Here is a 20,632-nt window from a genome sequence, read left to right on the forward strand (position 1 = left end):
GTGGGTAAAATGTATTCTAAGATACATTTCTCAAGAGCGAGGGGGTGGAACGAACCACAAAGACACAAAGGACACAAAGATCGATCGATCATATAGTAAGTTCAACTTATCACACAGAACCTAGAAGAGCCGTCAATTTTCCCAAGGCTTCGAGTCTGGTTATCTCAGTTTCAAGCTGGGAGTTATATTAGCGCAGGCAAGAGAAGAAGCTGGACTGACCCAGGAAGAATTAGCGCGTAAGTTAAATTGGGATAAAGCAACAGTTTTCAACCTAGAAGAGAATGTGGAATCTGTCGGTATTTCTACTTTCTGGGAAGGTCGATTAATTGCCAAGCTAATTTAGCAGCTCCCACCATCCCGGCGCGATTACCTAACTCAGCCGTTAACACCTCTAATCCTTCTCTGGAACTAGGTAAAACCCGTCTTTCGATTTCTGTGAGGAGAGAGGGAAAGAAAAACTTAGCACTGGCACTAATACCGCCGCCGATAATTACCGCCTCTGGGGTGAGAACATAGAGTAAACTGGCGATACCAGCCCCCAGTAAACAACCGTAACCCTGCCAAAATTGTAAAGCCCCTTGATCGCCTTTTTCGGCCAATTCTGCCAATTGCTTCGGTTCTTTGCCAGTCATCCGGCGAATAGCTTGCAGGGAGGCGTACTGTTCCAAGGAACCCTGATTACCGCTATTGCACAATGGACCGTCAAAATTGAGGGTTATTAAGCCTAATTCTGCGGCCGTTCCCTTACTGCCCACAAATAAGTTACCATCGAGGATAATTGCCCCTCCTACTCCCGTTCCCAAAGTTAACAGGATCAAGTTTTGAAAGCGTTTGCCCGCTCCTAACCAAGCTTCTCCCAAACCGGCACAATTGGCATCATTGGCTAAAATTGTCGGCATTCCCGTGCTTTCTTCTAACCAATCGGCCAGGGGAATATCCCGCCATCCTGCCAAATTAATCGCTATTTTGGCAATTCTTCCCTGAGCATCCGTCGGACCCGGCGCTCCCACACCGATGGCTTGACAACTTTTATCTAAATTTACTTGACAAATGCCTTGATGTATGGTATGGGCGACTTCTTTGGGTGTAGCGGGTTGGGGAGTGGGCAAGCTGAGAGATTCGAGACAATTGCCCTCCTGGTCAAATTTACCAATTTTAATAGCGGTTCCACCTAAATCGACACCTATGACTGTTTTCACCATCGGGCTTTCCTTGTTACTCTGGGAATAGGTAGGTTTATTATCACTCTTTTTGGCGGTTTTTTTCGCAGTTAGATGTGATCGAGAGGATAATTAGGCTAAACTGGCAAAACTAGCTCATTGATTAGCCCCAAATTTCTTCTATAGTTTAGATACCTGCACCTTATTTCCTGATTTTTACCCATTTTAAAAATGATGAATATTACCATCCCCACTCTCTACGATAGCGATTATCAACTTTGGTTAGAAAACACTATCAACCAATTGCGTCAAGGCGATTTTCAAGGGGTAGATTGGCAAAATTTATTAGAGGAGTTGGCAGATTTGGGGAAAAGTGAACGACGAACATTAGAAAGTTTATTAACTCGACTTTTAGAACATTTACTGAAGTTAACTTACTGGCAATCCCAACGGGATTATAATCAAGCTGGATGGAAAAAAGAAATTCGCAATTTTCGGATTCAGATCAAAAAAATTCTTAAAGAGAGTCCCAGTTTAAAGCTCTATTTAAGAGAAATTTTGCAGGAATGTTATCTCGATGCTCGCAATCTGCTTATTGACGAAACCGAATTAGATGCTAGTATTTTCCCTCTGGAAGTGTTAGCTAATCTAGAGGAGATTCTCGATCAAAATTGGCTGCCGGATTGGGAAGCTATCAGCAAGGATTCTGAACAGTGCAATTAAGGAGTAAAAAATGATGAATATGACCATTTCAAATCTCTACGATAGGGATTATCAACTTTGGTTAGAAAACACTATCAACCAATTGCGTCAAGGCGATTTTCAAGGGGTAGATTGGCAGAATTTATTAGAGGAGTTGGCAGATTTGGGGAAAAGTGAACGACGAGCATTAGAAAGTTTATTAACTCGACTTTTAGAACATTTACTGAAGTTAACTTACTGGCAATCCCAACGAGATTATAATCAAGCAGGATGGAAAGGGGAAATTAGAACCTTTCGGAAACAAATCAAGAAATTACTGAGAGATAGTCCCAGTCTCAAACCCTATTTATGCGAGATACTTGAGGAATGTTACAGCGATGCTCGGGAGATAATTATTGATATAACCCAATTAGATGCCAGTATTTTCCCTGGGGAAGTTTTAGCTAATCTAGAGGAGATTCTCGATGAAAATTGGCTGCCGGATTGGGCAGCTATCAGCAAGGATTCTGAAAAGTGCAATTAAGGAGTAAAAAATCATGAATATTACCATCCCAAATCTTTACGATAGCGATTATCAACTTTGGTTAGAGTCCACTATCAACCAATTGCGTCGGGGGGATTTTCAAGCGGTAGATTGGCCGAATTTATTAGAGGAGTTAGCAGATTTGGGAAAAAATAATCGACGAGCGCTTAAGAGTCTCTTAACTCGACTTCTAGAACATTTACTGAAGTTAACCTACTGGCAATCCCAACGAGATTACAACCAAGCGGGATGGAAAAAAGAAATCAGGAATTTTCGCCTACAAATTGCTGATCTTTTAGCAGATAGTCCCAGTTTAAAGTCCTATTTAAGGGAAATTTTAGCAAAATGTTATCTCGATGCTCGCAATCTGCTTATTGACGAAACCAAATTAGATGCCAGTATTTTCCCTGGGGAAGTGTTAGCTAATCTAGAGGAGATTCTCGATGAAAATTGGTTGCCGGATTGGGGAGATATAAACAGGGATAAATCTTCCGAGGTGAACTAAAGATTAGCTTCACCTACCCGGTTTACAGACATTATAGTCCTCGTGAGAGATCACCGCCTCTGGGACGAGAAGATTGCCGTGGTCGCGACAGATGAGGCGATAATTGCGGGTAACGGGGATACTGATAATAAAGCGATCGTGTCGCAATCGTTTACCGTGGAAATCTCGATAATTGCGGTGATTTTGCAATCCTTGCAGGATTTCCCTAGCTTTAAGTACCACATTTTTCGGTAATTCCCGCAGATCGATCGGATCCTGGGAAAAAGTGGCTTCCCAAGCATTTTTTTGACGTTTTCTTTCTTCCCAAGCGGCATCTAGTTGAGCGCAATGATGGCAGACTTGGCCATAACCCTTGTGACCACAGGGAAACTTCTTCTTTCTTCTGGACATAATACCATCTGTCTGTAAGGCTGTGAGAGACTATTCAAGAGCGGTAAAGCTTGCTTCACTTTTGGCAGATGGAGAAGAAAGTCTTTACCCAGTGATTATCTATACTTACCAGCATACAGGGATCGATACCTCGTTTGGCCATTGACCAGCCAGAAAGTTGATCTTGGTTAGTTAGGGACTGCTGTCACCAACAGGATTAAGGCTGCTTAGAATAATTCCCATTCTTGGGTTCTTAAACGTTTGAGAATAGCTAAACGGCTACTAAAATAATTAGCACAGAGACGACTATAATCGGTTAAACGCAGGTTATTTAAGCTAATTGACCAAGACCAAATATAGGCCGCTTGGGTGAGATACTGAAGACAAGATAATTCACCATGGGTTAAAGGCACTGTTTGCTCGTAACCTTGGATAAAACTGTGGCGAATCTGGCGATTTAAGCCGGATTGTAGGGAAACTTGCAAAAATTTAGCGATATCAAAAACTCGCCAACCATAACCGCACTGATCGAAATCAAATAGGGTCATCTGATTATCAGGGGTGATATGCACATTACCACTATGAGGATCGCCCCAACAAATACTCCAATAGGGAGATTCTGTCGGTAATTTGGCGGTTTCTTCCTCTATTTCCCCAATGGTTTCTAAAACACAGTCTAGGTCCCTCGGTCGTTGGTGCAGAAAAGGTGCGATAATTTGCAGGGAATCCTCGAGAAGATATTTGAGGTTGAGGGGATGACGATAGGCTAGGGGTTGAAAATCTGCCGTCACCCGATGTAAATTAGCTACGATCGCCCCTAAATGATAGGCTTGTTCTATATCCATATCCCCAATAGCAATTCCCCCAGGAGCATAGGGAAAGAGGACGGCGTAACGTTTCCCTTCCGGAGCATTAATTTCTAGGGATAAATCACCGTTTTTGCTGCGAATTGGCGCGGCGACGGGAACCTGAGAGCGATCGAGATAATCTAATAATTCTAACTCGAAGTCGATTTCCATTTTGCTGCGCCAATGGCAGTGAGATACGCGCAAAATGTAGGGAGTTGTCAGGGTTTCGAGGAGATACACATCACTTAAACCCCGATGCCAAAATTGACAATTTTTCGGCATATCAATCTCGTAACGAGAAAAAACCAAATCTGCTAGGGCAGCGGGAGCCAGAGTGGAGTAGAGTGTGGGAAAAGTCCATTCTCCAGTGCGAAAATTGGCAGCGGGAGAACTAGAAGGCAGTAAATTGAGCGAAGCCAGAAAAGTCGTCACGGTTCCCTCCCGATGCAAGTGTGGACAACGCTCGCATCATCCTATTTTATAGGCCACATATATTACAAATCGGTTCGATCGCTCCGTATATTTCGCTACATTCCTCTGTTAATCAGTCTTTAAGTAGTCAGGCAAAATTAATTACCAGCCACAGAGGGCTGAAAGCCTTGCTAGACAAGGATCGCTATGGGTAAATAATTTTACCCAGATACTTAATATCCCCTACTGCCCGCTCTCGACGATTATTTTAAATGCCTAAAAGTTTAGCCTGAAAAAATATTGCTCATCTTGATTCTTCCTGACTGAGATGACGTAGTTTATCTCGAAAATAGCCAAAGCTGGGCGATCGATTAATGTCCACATTCATCTGAGGAGAAATATTTTCTGCCCAGACTGTTTTCTCTTGACCCACAGAAGCTCCACCTAACTTAGATAATTGTTTCGCTCCACCTCTGTATATAGCATCTGCCAGTTTTTCCCAAGTACCACAGATACTATCATTAATATAGGAATCCAAGATAGCACTTTTGGCCTGGGGATAAGCAATTTTTATGGCATTAATATCACCTAAATACCAAGCTTCTCCTTCTTCAATAGCAATACAGAAGTAAATTTGGGATTGGATAGCAGATTTTTCCAGACAATTGCTTAATTCCTGTCGAAATTTCCGAAAACATCGATTATCCAGATCGCAAACCACAATCAGTACAGCAGCATAATTATCAGAGTAACTAGAAAAAGTTTTATCATATCCTTGAATCAGTTTAGGTAGTCGCTCAAGAAGAATCCGTTTACTAGGATCGGAAACAGACTGTAAGTCTCTGGGAAGATGACCACTGCCTTTATAGGAATGAACCCTAAATGTATGACCTGCATTCATGTCAATAATCCTAGGAATTAGAATATCAAGTGCTTTTTTTCCCGACAAATCCTCGACCAAAATTTCAAAGTGCATGACCTTATCTCTCATCTAAGTAATCACTATACCAAAGACTACCAAGGGGCAATCCTTCTGAGACGAGATTCTTAATTAAAGGATTGTCACTGGCCCGTTTAATCCGAGAAAAACCATCATCACCCTTTTCCAGAATCCAAACTTCTTCCGGCTGGAGAGCATCAACAAAATAAGGTTGATGAGTGGTGATAAAAATTTGAGAACTTCCTCTCTGTCCTGTGGCGTGTTTTCTAAATTCTTGAGCCAAGGTTTCTAATAGTTTATGGTATAAGCCGTTTTCTGGCTCCTCAATACAGATAAATGGCGGTGGGGAAGGGTCTTCTAACAGTAAGAGATAGGCCAATACTTTTAAAGTACCATCGGACATTTGCTGTACATAAAATGGGTCTTGGAATCCCCGATCATTAAATTTTAATAGTAGTCGATTATCGGGACTTTTTTCGGTGCTAATTTTTTCTATACCCGGTATCTTACGAGAAATACTATTAAGTATATTCTGAAATTTCTTGGAATGCTCTCTTTCCATAAACTGCACCACATTACCGAGATTATCTCCATGGATATTCAAATGTTTCTGGGGTCCGGCTAGGGGCAAACTTCTGGCGGCATCGGGAGTAAAATAGCTGAGATACCATCCCTCAATAAATCTTCGAAATAGGGAAATTCTCGGATGCTGTTTGAGAGAACCTAACGTAGCAATTCCTAGTTTGCGCTTATCATTCAGTTCCACTAACTCGGTTTCCTTGCTTTCCTCATCAGCTTCTCGTTGAATTTTTTCTATTAACTTAAATAAATCAAAATGGTCTTGACCTTCTTCTACTTGTTTCCCTTCTTCTTCTCCTTTCCAGACGATTCCTTTCCCTTCATCGAGGAGTAAAAATGAAAAAGGCCATCCGGTCTTTTGACCTTTTCTTCTCTGTCTGAGTCTTTCTTTTTTTACATAAGGTCTATTATCCGTATCTAGATCAATAGCTAACTCATAGGTAATTGGTCGGGAATTGTAATCTTCTTTATAGTAAATCTGAAATTCAATGCTTCCTTCCTGACCCTGGGAACGAAGACGCTCAAACCCGCCCCGACCTCGCGCATCACAAGCTTCTTCTACTCCTCCTTTAAGACAATCAGATAAAAAACCGAACGCATCAAAAAGTGTGCTTTTTCCCACACCATTTTTGCCGATAACGGCCGTCATCGGTGTCAGAGAATCTCGATTTTGAGTATTCCATAACTTGCCCAGGGTTATATCCTTGAGCGCTCGATAATTTTTAATCCTCAATCCCTCAATTCCGGCCATTATTTAGTCCCGTTTCTCATTACTAAAGTAATTTGAGCAATTTCTCCCCGGAGAATATATAGTATAGATTGATTCTAGACCAGTTATTAATAGAGTTCTTGCCTAATTAATTTTTGAGAGTTCAAAAATGAGAAAAATAGGCATAAAATTGCATAAAATCCTTAGATAGAGCATTTAATTGATTAATGCTCATTCTTAATTCTCCTGACTACTGACTACTGGCTACTGACTCCTCACCTAAGGTCAGATTTTTGATTTTTGCCAGAGGTCTAATTACTGACCCGATTCGATCGCTCCTTCGGCCTCATGGACAATTGCCCTCAATTGATCTAAAGTTTTCTGGTCCACCTGAGTCCATAATCCCCGTTGTTGAGCTTCTAATAATCTTTCGGCCATATCTCGCAATGCCCAGGGGTTTTTCTCCTGAATAAATTGTTGTACCTTCTCGTCAAATAAATAAGCTTCGGCTACTCCCTGATAGATAAAATCCTCCACCAGATGAGTAGTGGCAGAGTAGGCAAAAATATAATCTACGGTCGCAGCCATCTCGAAAGCGCCTTTATAGCCGTGTCGCATCACTCCCGCTATCCATTTGGGATTAACCACTCGCGAACGGTAAACCAGGCGAATTTCTTCCTCTAGGGTTCTGATGCGGGGATTTTCCGGACGGGAATGATCACCAAAATAGGTGACGGGATTTTTGCCGGTTAATGCCCGGACACTGGCAGTTAAGCCGCCTTGAAATTGATAGTAGTCATCGGAGTCGAAAATATCGTGTTCTCGATTGTCCTGATTGTGCAGCACTATCTCTAATTCTTGCAGTCTATTTCTCAATACTTCCGGTAAAGAATGGGCAGTTCCTTGGCTATCATAGGCATAACAACTCCAGTTAATATAAGCATTAGCTAAGTCTTGATCATTTTGCCAGTTTTGTGACTCGATTAACCCCTGTAAACCGGCCCCATAAGCACCCGGTTTGCAGCCAAAGATTCTGGCAGTAGCTCTCAGTTTCGCCTCTTTTTCTCCTAAGCCCTGATTTAGCCAAAACTCCCTCTCTGTCTTCACTTTCGCCGCTAAAGGATTAATTTTTTCCTCTTCCTCTTGACAAGCTACCGCATTTATGCCAGAATTAAGAAGATGTAGTATGCTGGGGAAACTGTCCCTAAAAAAGCCCGATACCCGAACGGTCACATCAATACGAGGACGGCCTAAGCTAGACGGGGTAAGGATTTCAAACCCGACCACCCGACGGAAAAAACCATCCCAAAGGGGACGAATTCCCAGTAAAGCCATGGCTTCGGCCACATCTTCGCCACTATTTCTCATCGTCGAAGTTCCCCAGATAGAAATCGCCAAAGTGCGGGGATATTCGCCATTTTCTTGGGTATAACGTTCAATTAGTGCCTCTGCAGCCTTTCTTCCCACTTCCCACGCGGTTTCTGTGGGGATTGCGCGGGTATCGACGGAATAGAAATTTCTGCCGGTGGGGAGAACATCGGGACGGCCGCGGGTGGGAGCGCCGGAAGCACCACTGGGGACGTATTGGCCAGCGAGACCTTTTAAGAGATAGGTAAGTTCATCTGGGGTTTGTTTTAAAGCAGGAATTAACTGATTTTCTAGCCAAACCAATTCTTTTGCCGTATTTTCGCCTACAGGTTCAATTTTCTGGCTAATTAAATCCTGAGCGAGACTTTCCAGATAAGTAGTGGTATCGTTATATTCCGTCAGGGGGTCGCAGTCGAGATGGAGGTCAAGGGCGATCGAACGGGTTAAACCGGGGCGGTCGGGACTAGGAGAACGGGCGATCGATTGGATTAAATCAATTAACTGCTGACCCTGGGGACATTGACCGAAGATATGTAAACCGTCGCGGATTTGTGCTTCCTTGAGTTCACAGAGATAACCATCCACGAGGGTGAGAAATTGACCAAAGGAGGCGCTAATCGTGCCTAGCTCTCGATCGAGATTAGTTTTCGCCACCAGATCGTTAATCCGCTCGCGAATCAGAGCTAAACGAGAAGGATCAAGAGATTCTGCTTGATAATATTCATCGATGAGGGACTCTAACTTTTCCCAATCCCCATACAATTCCGCTCGCGTCATTGGGGGAGTGAGATGGTCGATGATAACAGCTTGGGAACGTCTTTTAGCGTTGGAACCTTCTCCGGGGTCATTGACAATAAAAGGATAAAAATTCGGCAGCGACGAGAAAGCGATTTCGGGATAACAATGGGGAGAAAGAGCGAGACTTTTCCCCGGTAGCCATTCTAAATTGCCGTGTTTACCGAGATTAATCACAGCAGTGACTTGGAATTCCTGTCGTAACCAATGGTAAAAAGCGAGATAGCTGTGGGTAGGTTCCAGGTCGGGGGAATGATAATTAAGAGTCGGGTCAAGGTCATAACCGCGAGAAGGTTGAATACCGATAAAGACATTACCTAACTGGATGCCGGGGATAGGAAAATCCTTGTCTGGATATCCCCAACGGTCAAGCAGAGCGCTTTGATTATCGGGGGGAAGGGAGGAGAAATAATCTAGATATGCTTCTAGGGAGAGAGATTGATAGATAGGTTTTAATTCCCTTGTCTCCAGGTCATTAGTGATACCGGAAATCAGCAATCGCATTAATTCATCACTATGGTCGGGGAGGTCGGTGAGGGTATAACCTTGGGTTTGTAGTGCGCGAAGAATTTCCAAACCACTAGCGGGAGTATCTAAACCAACTCCGTTAGCGATACGACCATCCTTATTGGGATAGTTGGGGAAAATGAGAGCAATTTTTTTCTGGGAGTTGGGAAGGGAGGAGAGTTGACAATAGTTTGCGGTTAAATCAGCGACAAAATCAACCCGGTGGGGGAGGGGTTGATAGATAACTATTTCCGTTTCTAGTTTGGGATGTCGGGTGAGGACAGATTTAAAGGAAATAGCGCGGGTGATAATTTTGCCATCCATTTCCGGTAAAGCGATATTCATAGCCACATCCCGGGGGGAAAGACCTTGATAACCCTGTTGATAAGCTTCTAAACTGCTGCTGCTGAGGATTACTTGGAAGATGGGTTTATTGAGGGACTGCCAGAAGTGATGATTTTGTTTGTCTTCCGGTCGCTGGATAGAGAAGCTAGTGGTGTCGAGAATTAGGTCTGGGGGATGGTGGGAAAAGAGGGTTAATAGTTCCTCTTGCACTTCGATTTCCCGGAGAGAGGAGAGAAAGATAGGGACAGTTTCAATGTTTCTTTGGGTGAAAGCACTGATTAAAGCATCGATAGCTTTGGTGTTACCCGCGAGATAATGGGAACGATAGAAAAGTATCCAAGTCCGTGCTTGGGGTTGGGATAGGGTTATCTGGGAATAGATTCCCAACCTAGGGACAACCCCAGGAGGAGAGGGAAGATAGTCGAGATGGAGACAGGTATGCGCGATAAATTTAGCAGCATTAATCCAGTTATCTATCCCTGCTTCCGTGAAATAGCACCATAACTGGTTAACAGTAGTCAGGGAAGCAGTGGAATGACTCATCAACTCTAAATCCGGTTTATCCTCTCCCGGGAGGACAAATAAAGTCGCACCGGTTTCCTCGACAATTTCCTTAACTACTTCCAACCCGTAGGACCAACTCCCCCGTCCCCCCAATAAGCGAAGAATAATCACCCTTGCTTGGGATAGTACCTTGTCCCCATAGTTATCAATACTGTATTGCTGCTGTAACTGTGATAAATTCAGGGCGCGAATTGCGGGAAAATTATCCGGTAGATGGTCGATAGCTGCCGCTAGAGTTTGAATATCGGTATCAGCCATGGTGAGGAGAACAATCGGGGCCGGATTTTGGTCAATAATAATCACCCCTTCGGTATCTGCTGTCCAACCACCCGCTTGGGGAGCAATTCGGTGCATAAGTTTTGAGAGTCAGGTTAAATAATGATTAGGTTTTGAGAATCAGGGTCTCGATCGAGGGATCATTCTTAGGTAGATAGAGATGATTATATCTGTCTGCGGCAATTTAAAGAACAGGGAATAGGGAATAGGGAATAGGGATTAAGAAAAATCTTCACTAAAACCCAAACCCCAGTCCCCTTACTGATAACTGGGGTTTGGGAAGTGGGAAGTGGGGAAGTGGGGGAATTTCAACTAAAACCCTAAAACCCTAACACCCCAAAAACCGAACACCCCAACACCCCACCACCCTATCTCCTGCCTCCTGCCTCCTGCCTCCTGCCTCCTGCCTCCTGCCTTCTGATAACTGATAACTGATAACTGATAACTGATAACTGGTAACTGATAACTGATAACTGATAACTGATAACTGATAACTGGTAACTGATAACTGATAACTGATAACTGGTAACTGATAACTGATAACTGATAAATGAACGCTTCTCCCGCTTATGTTTGCTGTCAAGTGTTGTCATCTACTCACCTCGAACAAATTCGTTCTTGGTGGGGACAGTTGGCAATACAGGTAACAGGGCCCAGGATTAGTCTCAGTGAAAGAGATATTCCCCCACAGACGGGGGAAATCTATCAACTCTTGCTTTCCACTGACCTACAAGCTTTATTGTTAGCCAGTCCCCAAGCACATAACTTTGAGTACGAAGTCCGCATTAGTTTTGAAGCGAACACGATTAAAAATTTTCTGCAAGGACTGGCCGTCAAGTCTCTCCACCACCCAAAAATTCAGCAGGGTTATCAAATTTTAAATCTGCCTCTGTCCATTAATGTCAGCAGTTTTCAAAATAAAATTTTAGTCAAAATTCTCTCGATAATTTCTTCTCCGGCTGCTCAGGGGGGTTGTCCCCGCGTCTTCTCTGTTTGTCAACCGGTAGAAGCGGCCCTATCCCAACAAATCGAACAGGAAAGATTATTAAACCAAGTCATCACCCAAATGCGTCAGAGTTTGGAGTTACCGGTGATTCTGGAAACCGTGGTCAGGGAAGCGCGGGAATTTCTGCAAGTGGACCGATTGTTAATTTATCAATTTTTCCCCGGTATCGGTGAGGGAAAGGGAAAAATAACTTCCGAGTCGCGCGTTTCTGACCAGATAAATTCCGTGTTAAATTTAACCCCCGAAGACGATTGTTTTTCCTATATTCCCCAATACAAGGAAAAGTATCGTCAAGGATTAATTCTGGCCGTGGATGATGTGGATGTTAACTATTCTTCTTCCTTCTGTTTGTCCGAATTTTTGCGACAAAACCAAGTGCGATCAAAATTAATCGCTCCCATTGTGGTACAAGAAGAATTGTGGGGTTTATTAATTGCCCATCAATGTGGAGAAAAACGCCAATGGTTGCCGCAGGAAAAGAAATTTTTAGGTCAGATTGGTGAACATCTCGCCATCGCTATCTATCAAGCGCAATTATATTCCCAAGTACAGGAACAAAAAGATATTTTTGAGCGCCGGGTAATCGAAAGAACCCAAGAATTACAAGATACTTTAATGGCTGCGGAAGCCGCTAACCTCTGCAAAAGTGAATTTTTAAATAATATGAGTCATGAGTTATTAACTCCCCTAACTTGTATTATCGGTTTGTCCAGTACCCTGCAAAAATGCTCGGCAACCAGTAATTTTTTACCTCCCGATAAACAAAAACACTATCTAAAAGTTATTCAGGATAACGGCAATAAATTATTAGAATTAATCAATGACTTGCTTAATTTCTCGCAAATTTCGGCAGGCAAAGCCGTTTTAGATATTAAACAATTTTCGCTAAAATATCTCTGTAATCATGTTTTAGAAATTATCAAAACAGAGGCAGAAATTAAAGAAATTAATCTGATTTTAGAGATGAAAATCACCGAAAAAGAGCATTATTTTTATGCCGATTATGATCGAGTTCAGCAGATACTTTTGTACTTGTTAAAAAATGCCCTGAAATTTACCCCCGAACAGGGTGCTGTCACGCTGAGACTGTGGAAAGAAGGCAGTCAGGTCATTTTTCAGGTAGAGGACACGGGCATCGGCATTCCTGCTCAAAAAATACCGCTTCTGTTTGAAAAATTTACCCAGTTGGATGGCTCTCGTAAACGTCGTTATGGTGGTATGGGATTAGGACTGGCTTTAACTAAACAATTAGTGGAACTCCATCGCGGCACGATCGAGGTAGAATCTTGCTTAGATAAAGGTTCCATCTTTACCGTCCGTTTACCTCAACAAAAGCCACCCAAATCTCAACCCCAACCCTCGGATCATAATCCCCATTTTAATCAGCACCATCCCACTATAGTTTTAATTGAAAGTGACGAAGAAATTGCCAATCTTATTTGTGAGTTATTGATGGTGGCACATTATCAAGTTATTTGGTTAATCGATAGTGTCTCCGCTATCAAAAAAATTGAGATCGTGCAGCCAAGTATTATAATTGTCGATCGAAAAATGCCCGATATATATCATCTCTGTCATCTCTTAAAAAAATCCAGGCAAACTCAAGCCAGTAAAGTGCTAATCTTGAATGATACCCCTGAAATCAGCGTTAATTTCCTCGGTCGTCATGGCATTGATGACTATCTCCTCAAACCGATTCAACCCTCCCTATTGTTGGAAAAAATCCGCTATCTAACCGCTTTATAAGTGGGGTTTGCGGCAAAAAGTTTTTCGGTGGGGGTGGGGGTGTGGGGTGTGGGGTGTGGGGTGTGGGGTGTGGGGAGAAACAATTCATAACTTGAGAGTTAATCACACTATTAAAAAGGGATTTGGTATCATTTTTGTCAATCTACTAATTTGGGATTTTTCAGGGGAAACTTTCTCCTAAAATTGGGTGTGTTACTTTCAGTTTTATCACTCAATCCAAGCTTTTGGGGGGTTCTACCCCCCAACCCCCCCGCGCATTAGGTTAACTGTGAGATGCTTACACGCGATTGTTCATATTTTTTTACCAATTTCAGAGTCACTGATAATTGCTGATTGTCGGTATTTCTGCAAATGTGGGATGCAGCCGGGGGCAGGGTGTGGGGTCTGGGGTTTTACCCATTTTCATCTGGTCAATTTTTTCTTTTTTCTTCAGAAAATAGGACTTGGAAACTAACTATAAAATAGCTAATTTTCAAGTCCTTAATTGTAGGAATCCTAGGCTAAATTAGGATTCACTTTCGATATAGATAAATAACAACCCCATAACCACGGCTGGCATTAACCAACAGACGATTGGGATTAAAATCCAAGGCAGATAAGAAGCTGCGTAGGCACCAGTCATGTCAAATGCTCCTAGTAAAAAAATAAGGAAATGATAATCAGGTAGAACAAGGGTTAATTATTGATTAAAAACCCCGCGCATGATGCCATCAACGACACCAAGATTTTCTAGGAGGAAATAGGCCACAAAAGCGCCACCCATACCACCAATAAAGAAACCGGCGGCGAATTGACTCCAACCCTCGGAGGATTGCAGAGGATCACCACTAGCGGCCTTACCTTGGAAGGAGACAAGACCATAACTAGCTAAACAACCCGTAGCCAAGAGAACCATGGCCAAAGCGGGGATTAAGCCGCCGAGATTAGCATATTCCGAGTCTCTCAAGGGACCCAGGACAACCCAGGGACCACCGAGGAAATAACCGTGGGCCATACCCACTTCTAGACCGCGCAGAATCGGAGCTAGACCGGGACGATAGGCAGGTAAGTTACCAATAAAAGCTTTGGTAAAACCAGAAGCGGAAATGGGGGTAGCTAGATGACCAATGAACGGATCATCATTGTAGGGTGTCACCACCTGTTTGTATCCAGTTTCAGCCATTGTGTTTGAGTTCTCCTTTTTCCGATCAACAGGAAAATTGATCATAAAACTTTAAGATTACACTTTAGGCCTAAGAATTACTTCAAGCAACCCCATCGATCGAGTTTTCAAGGGTTGACGGCTGAAACTCTCACAATTCGTTACATTTCTCTCAGAAGACGGGGGAGTGGGGAGTGAGGGAGAAGGGAGTGGGGGAGCTTTTTTTCAGTGATCAGTAAACAGTAAACAGTAATCAGTGAACTGAAAACTCACATCTGATAACTGCTCACTGATAACTGATCACTGATTAAGGGATAATCAACACTGGACAGGGGGCAAGGTTAATAACTTTGGTGGTGACGCTTTCGGACACACCTTCGCTAGTTAATCCTAAACCGCGACAACCCATAACAATCAGGTGAGCATTAATTTCATCGGCCACATCACAGATGACAAAAGAAGGCATTCCCTCCCTTTCAATCATTTCCGCCTTGATGCCAGCTTGGGCGAAAACGGCCTGTGCCGATTGTAACAATCTATCCACCGCTTCGATCGAACTCATCTTATCGTCGGCGGCAATTTCTCCGGTGGGTGTCGTTTCCACCACCGACAACAGCACCAAACGACTGTCAAAGATTTTGACTAATTCGATCACACTACTGGTAGCGTCACGACTTTCGCGGCTGTGGTCGATGGGAAATAAAATCGTCTCAAACATAATTAGCAAGTCTCTCCAATCAAATTTTTCTGGGCAAATCAGTCTTGGAACTGCAACACTGATCCCCAAATCTGAAATAATCTTTGTCAAAGTAATTGCCGCAAGTAGCGATACCCTGATTTAATCTTTATTGTACGGTAAGCAATCTAGGAGGTTATGGGCTGTGCCAAAAAAAACAGTAGCGAATTTAACAGAGGCTGATTTAGCGGGCAAACGGGTTTTAGTCCGGGTCGATTTTAACGTTCCCATGGACAAAGCCACCGGGAAAATCAGCGATGATACCCGTATTCGGGCAGCACTGCCAACTATTGAGGATTTAATCAAAAAAGGGGCTAAGGTTATTTTATGCAGCCACATGGGTCGCCCCGACGGTCAAGTTAAAGAAAATTTGCGTCTGACTCCTGTAGCTAAACGTCTCTCGGAATTATTGGGCCAAGAAGTAATCATGTGTCCCGATTCTATTGGTGAGGGAGTGACGGCAGCGATTAGTCAAATGTCTAACGGTCAAGTGGCCCTGTTAGAAAATCTGCGTTTCCACGGTGAAGAGGAGGCAAATGACCCCGATTTTGCCAAAAAATTAGCCGCTAATGCCGATTTATACGTTAATGATGCTTTTGGTACCGCCCACCGCGCTCACGCTTCTACGGAAGGCGTTACCCACTATCTCAGCCCCTCGGTGGCGGGTTATTTGATTGAAAAAGAGTTAAACTACCTACAAGCAGCTATTGAAACTCCCCAACGTCCCCTAGCGGCGATTATCGGCGGTTCTAAGGTTTCTAGTAAAATTGGCGTGATCGAAACTCTATTAGAAAAGTGCGATAAACTGCTCATCGGTGGCGGTATGATCTTTACTTTCTACAAGGCCCGCGGTTTAAGTGTTGGTAAGTCTTTGGTGGAAGAGGACAAACTGGAATTAGCCAAATCCCTGGAAGCGAAAGCTAAAGAAAAAGGGGTGGAATTTCTCCTTCCTACTGATGTGGTGTTAGCGGATAAATTCGATAAAGATGCCGAGTCCCAAATCGTCAAGGTCGAAAATATTCCCGATGGTTGGATGGGATTGGATATCGGACCTGAATCAGTTAAAGTTTTCCAAGAAGCTTTATCTAACTGTAAATCTGTCCTCTGGAATGGCCCCATGGGGGTGTTCGAGTTCGATAAATTTGCGGCGGGTACAGATGCGATCGCTCACACTTTAGCCGATTTAACCGCTACGGGTACAACTACTATTATCGGTGGTGGTGACTCGGTAGCGGCGGTGGAAAAAGTGGGAGTGGCGGAAAAAATGAGCCATATTTCCACCGGTGGCGGTGCTAGTTTGGAATTACTCGAAGGGAAGGTTTTACCCGGTATTGCCGCTCTCGATGAAGCCTAATTATCGCTAATATCTCAGGTTTAAACAAGGTGGGTGTTGCCCCACCTTTTTTTATGAATTAGGGAGTGGGTTTTTAAAGTTGGATTGGGAGTTAATCATACCATGACTTTTGCGGCAAAAATAGTTGAGCCACTAGGATACTTCAATCGCGGTAAAATCGACACGCTGATATAAATCTGTCAGGGATATTTGAAAATCTAGAGAAAACAAAGTTAAAATCGCTTCTTGATCGTGATAATCCCGGAATGCCCAATGATCGCCCCTTTTATGAAATTGTTCTATATAATAACCATATTGATCGATTAAAATATATTCTTCAAAACTATCAAGAGAGCGGTAAAATTTAAACTTATCACCCCGATTATAGTCTTGAGTAGATTTTGATAAAACCTCGATAATCACCTGTGGATTGGTAATCGTATCGGTGCGTCCTCTTTCAAGAATTGGTTCTCCCTTAACGATCATAATATCGGGATAGGTGTACATATTATAGGCGGGTATGGCCAAGCGTAGATCGTTGATAAATATATCATAGGCTTGATTCTGGATAGTTAAGGGAAATTTTCTACAGAAATTCAAGGCAATGCGATTATGGTTAGGAGTTCCCCCAGTCATAATAATAATTTCTCCATCTCGATACTCGTGTCTGTCGGTGGCAGTTTCCTCTAGTTGAAAGTATTCTGCGACTGTGTAGCGTTTCTCAGTGGTTGCGACCATATTGCCCCCTTGAAAGCAAAGCTCTGTTTTTATGATAACCTGTTTTCTGAAAAGCTACAATTATCGGTTTTAATCAGGTGCTGACTGCTGTATAAATATCGAGAGACCTTGTTAACAAGGTCTCTCCAAAGTGGGTGGGATTATTGTTGCTAATTTGTTAATCCGGTTGGGATAATTTGAGGATAGCGCTAGTGACTTTCATGCTTTCTTGATAAAGCACGTCCTGGCCCCAACGCTGTAACTGTTTACCTAGGAGAGTTTCTGTTTTTTGGTCTTCCAGATGGGACACTTGTTCAACCCGGCAAGATTGGGCCCCTCCCGAAGCTTCCATCCGCATACAGCCAGTAGTTCCCGAACAAATTACCGTACAACAATCAGCCTGAAGATTAGTAGAAGTGAGTTTAATACTAATCAGATCCCCTTGTACCTCACCCCAATCGGCCACGGGAACACCGGCTAATTCCGCCTCAATTAAACGCTGGTCCTGACCGAGGAAGCTAATCCGATGAATAGCGTAATCTCCCGACCGGTGACTATATCCCACCGGTCGCCATTGTAACCGGCTGGCCATCCAACCGAGGAACATAAAAGCTTGACAAGGATTGCCCTTTTCGTAATCAATAGTGATGCGATCGACTTCCAGAATAGCATCCCGGCGCTCCGGTGGATCAAAAGCCTCGGCGGTTAGTTCTTGCCAGGGAGCGAGACGACTCCAGTTTAGGTCAGCTAATGGCACATCTGTTGCTAATAAATCCCCCACTTGCAGCAGTTCCGTTTCCGGTTCCCGAAAAGTGCTGGAATCGACGATAATCGTATCACATTGACTGGCCAGACGCTTAAATAGTCCATATTCCCCATCGGGACTGGCTTTCCACCAGAGAAATTTGGGCAAACTGGGAATAGTTAACTCGGAAATAATGCCACCAATTCGTTCCAAGGCTTCCGCTGTGCCGCTTAAAGTGACGTATTCACAGCAAACTAAAGTGTTCTGACTACGTTTGTTAACGGGACAATAGGCAGAAACGGAGGCTTTTACCCCTTCATCGGCCTCGGCAGTGGGACAGAGGGTAATAATGCGACAGGGATTGGAAGCAGCGATCGCATCTGCCACCCCAATCGCATCCAAATCGGCGGCGTATTGACGATGATTAGCCCCATCCTCGGCGTTTTTTTCCGCTTCCCAGGCCGCCCTTAACCGAGCGACAAATTCATCGCTAGAAAGCCCAGTTACTTCTAGTTCTAGGTCCTTCTGGGCCACTTTGATGGCGGCGTGGGTCCGCGGACCGGCAATACCATCAATCGGGCCAGTGTAATAGCCGAGAAGGGTTAACAATTCCTGTACCGCATCGGGTTCATAGACAATAAAGCTAAAGGTGGTGGCCCGGGTGGCGGCCATCCCATCCTCATTATTATTATAGGATTGCCAGATATCGCGCAGTTCCTGCTCGATCACATCGATGGAAACATCTTTTGGTGCTTGCAGGGAGACAATGGGGGGGCTTTGGGTAGTCATGTCAGTTATCAGTTATCAGTTATCAGTTATCAGTTATCAGTTATCAGTTATCAGTTATCAGATGTGAGTTTTTAGTTTACTGTTTACTGATTACTGTTCACTGTTTTAGAGTCGTCGCCAACGACGGCCATCGCGGTTAAGGAGAAATTCCGCCTCTGTGGGTTCCCAGGTACCCGCTTCGTATTGGGGTACGGAGGCGGGATCGGCGGGGGCATCCCAAGCGGCGAGAGCGGGAGTAACGATGCGCCATGCTTCTTCTACCTCATCAGAACGGGTAAATAGGGTTTGATCTCCCAGCATAGCGTCTAAAAGTAGGCGATTATAGGCATCGGCGCTGGTGACACCGAAGGAGGAACCATAACTAAAGTCCATTTCTACCGTGCGTGTGCGTAATTCTGACCCCGGCATTTTTGCCTCAAAACGGAGGGCAATACCTTCGTTAGGCTGAATCCGCATACTCAGTACATTTGCATTAGTTTGTTGAGCCGCCGATTGGAAGATTAATAACGGCACATGGCGGAATTGGATGGCAATCTCGGAAACTTTTTTCGGCAGACGTTTACCGGTACGCAGATAGAAAGGGACACCCTGCCAACGCCAGTTATCTACCATTAATTTCATGGCCACGTAGGTGGGAGTGGTCGATTCGGGATTAACCCCCGGTTCTTGCCGATAGCCCAGAATGGGTTTTCCTTTCATCCAACCGGCTTTATACTGGCCGCGGATGGCGGATTTTTCTAGGTTATTAATATCGGCCAGGTGAGTCGCTTGCAGGACTTTGACTTTTTCGCCACGGACACTATCAGCGTTAATAGCGTTGGGTGCTTCCATCGCCGTCAAGCAGAATAACTGCATCAGGTGATTTTGCACCATATCGCGCAAAGCTCCCGATTTTTCGTAATATCCGGCCCGCTCCTCCACTCCCACGGTTTCGGCCACGGTAATCTGGACGTGATCGATAAATTGACGATTCCAGAGGGGTTCAAAGATGGCGTTAGCAAATCGGAACACCAGTAAGTTTTGGACGGTTTCCTTGCCTAAATAGTGGTCAATGCGATAAACTTGGTTCTCCTGACAAACCTCTTGTACGACTCGATTGAGAACTTGGGCAGAACTGAGATCTTTGCCAAAGGGTTTTTCGATCACTAACCGGTGTTTAATTGGGTCTTTCAGCATTCCAGCCGCGCCAAGGTTTTTAAGACCGGGAGGGAAGAAATTAGGAGAAACCGCTAGATAAAAGACTCGATTGCCACGGGTTCCCCGGATTCCGTCTAATTCTTCCAGAAAAACTTTCATTTTGGCGTAACTTTCCGGATCGTCCATGTTGCCGGGGAAATAGTACAACCCTTGGGCGAAGTCTTGCCAATATTCCTCACTACCAATCCCGTCGGAAAATTCTTCGATGCCTTGGCGCATCTGTTGGCGAAAATAATCATGACTCCACTCTCGGCGCGCTGTACCGACGATGGTTAATTCGGCCGGTAGTCGTCTTTCCCGTTTCAGTTGATAGAGAGCAGGAACCAGTTTTCTTTGGGTTAAGTCTCCCGATGCCCCAAAAATGACTAAGATTAAGGGTTCTGGGGTTCTTTCTTGTCGCAATCCCACTCGGAGAGGATTTTCGAGCAGCTTTACCATAGGATTTTGTCTAGCCGAGGTGCATTATTTTCCAGTCTAGCGGGAATACTCGACGGCATACCTAAAGTAAAAATTAATAACCACAATCAGTAATCAGTAATCAGTGACCAGTAATCAGTAATCAGTCATCGGTCATCGGTCATCAGTCATCAGTAATTGGATAATATCTTTAGGCCTTTTTGA

17 protein-coding genes and 1 pseudogene are annotated in these 20,632 nt (G+C 43.9%); 6 read left to right on the forward strand and 12 right to left on the reverse strand.

Features of this window, described 5'->3' with window-relative positions; genetic code table 11:
* Window positions 1–133: 133 nt before the first annotated feature.
* Window positions 134–343, forward strand: a pseudogene (locus tag H6G40_RS23125) (helix-turn-helix domain-containing protein); the annotation flags it as partial.
* Here the strand turns inward: H6G40_RS23125 and H6G40_RS04595 are convergent.
* A complete protein-coding gene (locus H6G40_RS04595) occupies window positions 303–1,202 on the reverse strand; it encodes an ROK family protein (RefSeq protein WP_004162188.1) in 900 nt (299 codons plus the stop codon). The pseudogene H6G40_RS23125 and the gene H6G40_RS04595 overlap by 41 nt on opposite strands.
* Before the next feature lie 189 nt (window positions 1,203–1,391).
* Here H6G40_RS04595 and H6G40_RS04600 point away from each other — a divergent pair, with 189 nt between their 5' ends.
* Genes H6G40_RS04600 through H6G40_RS04610 form a run of 3 tightly spaced genes read left to right on the forward strand, consistent with a single transcriptional unit; the run spans window position 1,392 to window position 2,890 of the window.
* On the forward strand, window positions 1,392–1,883 hold the full coding sequence (locus tag H6G40_RS04600; RefSeq protein ID WP_190537329.1) for a DUF29 domain-containing protein: 492 nt from the start codon (window positions 1,392–1,394) through the stop codon (window positions 1,881–1,883).
* 10 nt (window positions 1,884–1,893) lie between these two features.
* On the forward strand, window positions 1,894–2,385 hold the full coding sequence (locus H6G40_RS04605) for a DUF29 domain-containing protein (RefSeq protein WP_190537330.1): 492 nt from the start codon (window positions 1,894–1,896) through the stop codon (window positions 2,383–2,385).
* Between the two features lie 13 nt (window positions 2,386–2,398).
* The gene (locus tag H6G40_RS04610; protein ID WP_036387316.1) at window positions 2,399–2,890 is read left to right on the forward strand and encodes a DUF29 domain-containing protein; all 492 of its coding nucleotides are present in this window, start codon (window positions 2,399–2,401) and stop codon (window positions 2,888–2,890) included.
* Window positions 2,891–2,899: 9 nt separating this feature from the next.
* On the opposite strand, the gene H6G40_RS04615 is transcribed toward H6G40_RS04610, so the two are convergent.
* From H6G40_RS04615 to cobN, 5 genes are all read right to left on the reverse strand, one after another.
* The gene (locus H6G40_RS04615) at window positions 2,900–3,280 is read right to left on the reverse strand and encodes a DUF7682 family zinc-binding protein (RefSeq protein ID WP_002747647.1); all 381 of its coding nucleotides are present in this window, start codon (window positions 3,278–3,280) and stop codon (window positions 2,900–2,902) included.
* A 206-nt stretch (window positions 3,281–3,486) separates the two neighbouring features.
* Window positions 3,487–4,539: a phosphotransferase enzyme family protein gene (locus H6G40_RS04620; protein ID WP_190537331.1), complete on the reverse strand. Its 1,053-nt coding sequence runs from the start codon at window positions 4,537–4,539 to the stop codon at window positions 3,487–3,489.
* 283 nt (window positions 4,540–4,822) lie between these two features.
* The gene (locus H6G40_RS04625) at window positions 4,823–5,494 is read right to left on the reverse strand and encodes a DUF4276 family protein (protein WP_081330792.1); all 672 of its coding nucleotides are present in this window, start codon (window positions 5,492–5,494) and stop codon (window positions 4,823–4,825) included.
* A gap of 4 nt (window positions 5,495–5,498) precedes the next feature.
* Window positions 5,499–6,788 carry an AAA family ATPase gene (locus H6G40_RS04630; RefSeq protein WP_024969407.1) on the reverse strand — a complete coding sequence of 430 codons (1,290 nt, stop codon included), beginning with the start codon at window positions 6,786–6,788 and terminating at the stop codon, window positions 5,499–5,501.
* A gap of 273 nt (window positions 6,789–7,061) precedes the next feature.
* Window positions 7,062–10,679, reverse strand: coding sequence for a cobaltochelatase subunit CobN (gene cobN, locus H6G40_RS04635; RefSeq protein WP_190537333.1), 3,618 nt, complete (start codon window positions 10,677–10,679; stop codon window positions 7,062–7,064).
* 472 nt (window positions 10,680–11,151) lie between these two features.
* Here cobN and H6G40_RS04640 point away from each other — a divergent pair, with 472 nt between their 5' ends.
* Complete coding sequence (locus tag H6G40_RS04640; RefSeq protein WP_190537335.1) at window positions 11,152–13,353, forward strand: ATP-binding protein; 2,202 nt, start codon at window positions 11,152–11,154, stop codon at window positions 13,351–13,353.
* 505 nt (window positions 13,354–13,858) lie between these two features.
* Here H6G40_RS04640 and H6G40_RS04645 read toward each other — a convergent pair.
* The 3 genes from H6G40_RS04645 to H6G40_RS04655 form a co-directional block, all read right to left on the reverse strand.
* Window positions 13,859–13,975, reverse strand: coding sequence for a photosystem I reaction center subunit VIII (locus tag H6G40_RS04645; protein ID WP_002737043.1), 117 nt, complete (start codon window positions 13,973–13,975; stop codon window positions 13,859–13,861).
* A 57-nt stretch (window positions 13,976–14,032) separates the two neighbouring features.
* Window positions 14,033–14,515: a photosystem I reaction center protein subunit XI gene (locus H6G40_RS04650; RefSeq protein ID WP_002737469.1), complete on the reverse strand. Its 483-nt coding sequence runs from the start codon at window positions 14,513–14,515 to the stop codon at window positions 14,033–14,035.
* A gap of 286 nt (window positions 14,516–14,801) precedes the next feature.
* A complete protein-coding gene (locus tag H6G40_RS04655; RefSeq protein ID WP_002736789.1) occupies window positions 14,802–15,212 on the reverse strand; it encodes a universal stress protein in 411 nt (136 codons plus the stop codon).
* 163 nt (window positions 15,213–15,375) lie between these two features.
* Between H6G40_RS04655 and H6G40_RS04660 the strand changes: the two genes are divergently transcribed.
* Window positions 15,376–16,584 carry a phosphoglycerate kinase gene (locus H6G40_RS04660; RefSeq protein ID WP_002737838.1) on the forward strand — a complete coding sequence of 403 codons (1,209 nt, stop codon included), beginning with the start codon at window positions 15,376–15,378 and terminating at the stop codon, window positions 16,582–16,584.
* A gap of 132 nt (window positions 16,585–16,716) precedes the next feature.
* On the opposite strand, the gene H6G40_RS04665 is transcribed toward H6G40_RS04660, so the two are convergent.
* The 3 genes from H6G40_RS04665 to zwf all read right to left on the reverse strand — a co-directional run bounded on the left by H6G40_RS04665 (window position 16,717) and on the right by zwf (window position 20,449).
* On the reverse strand, window positions 16,717–17,301 hold the full coding sequence (locus tag H6G40_RS04665; protein ID WP_002736563.1) for a Uma2 family endonuclease: 585 nt from the start codon (window positions 17,299–17,301) through the stop codon (window positions 16,717–16,719).
* A 157-nt stretch (window positions 17,302–17,458) separates the two neighbouring features.
* Entirely contained in the window at window positions 17,459–18,814 is a 1,356-nt protein-coding gene (gene opcA / locus H6G40_RS04670) for a glucose-6-phosphate dehydrogenase assembly protein OpcA (protein ID WP_190537337.1), read from the reverse strand.
* A 105-nt stretch (window positions 18,815–18,919) separates the two neighbouring features.
* Entirely contained in the window at window positions 18,920–20,449 is a 1,530-nt protein-coding gene (zwf, locus tag H6G40_RS04675; protein ID WP_002736082.1) for a glucose-6-phosphate dehydrogenase, read from the reverse strand.
* Window positions 20,450–20,632: the final 183 nt, after the last annotated feature.

The organism is Microcystis viridis FACHB-1342 (assembly GCF_014698335.1).
Classification (GTDB): domain Bacteria; phylum Cyanobacteriota; class Cyanobacteriia; order Cyanobacteriales; family Microcystaceae; genus Microcystis; species Microcystis ichthyoblabe_A.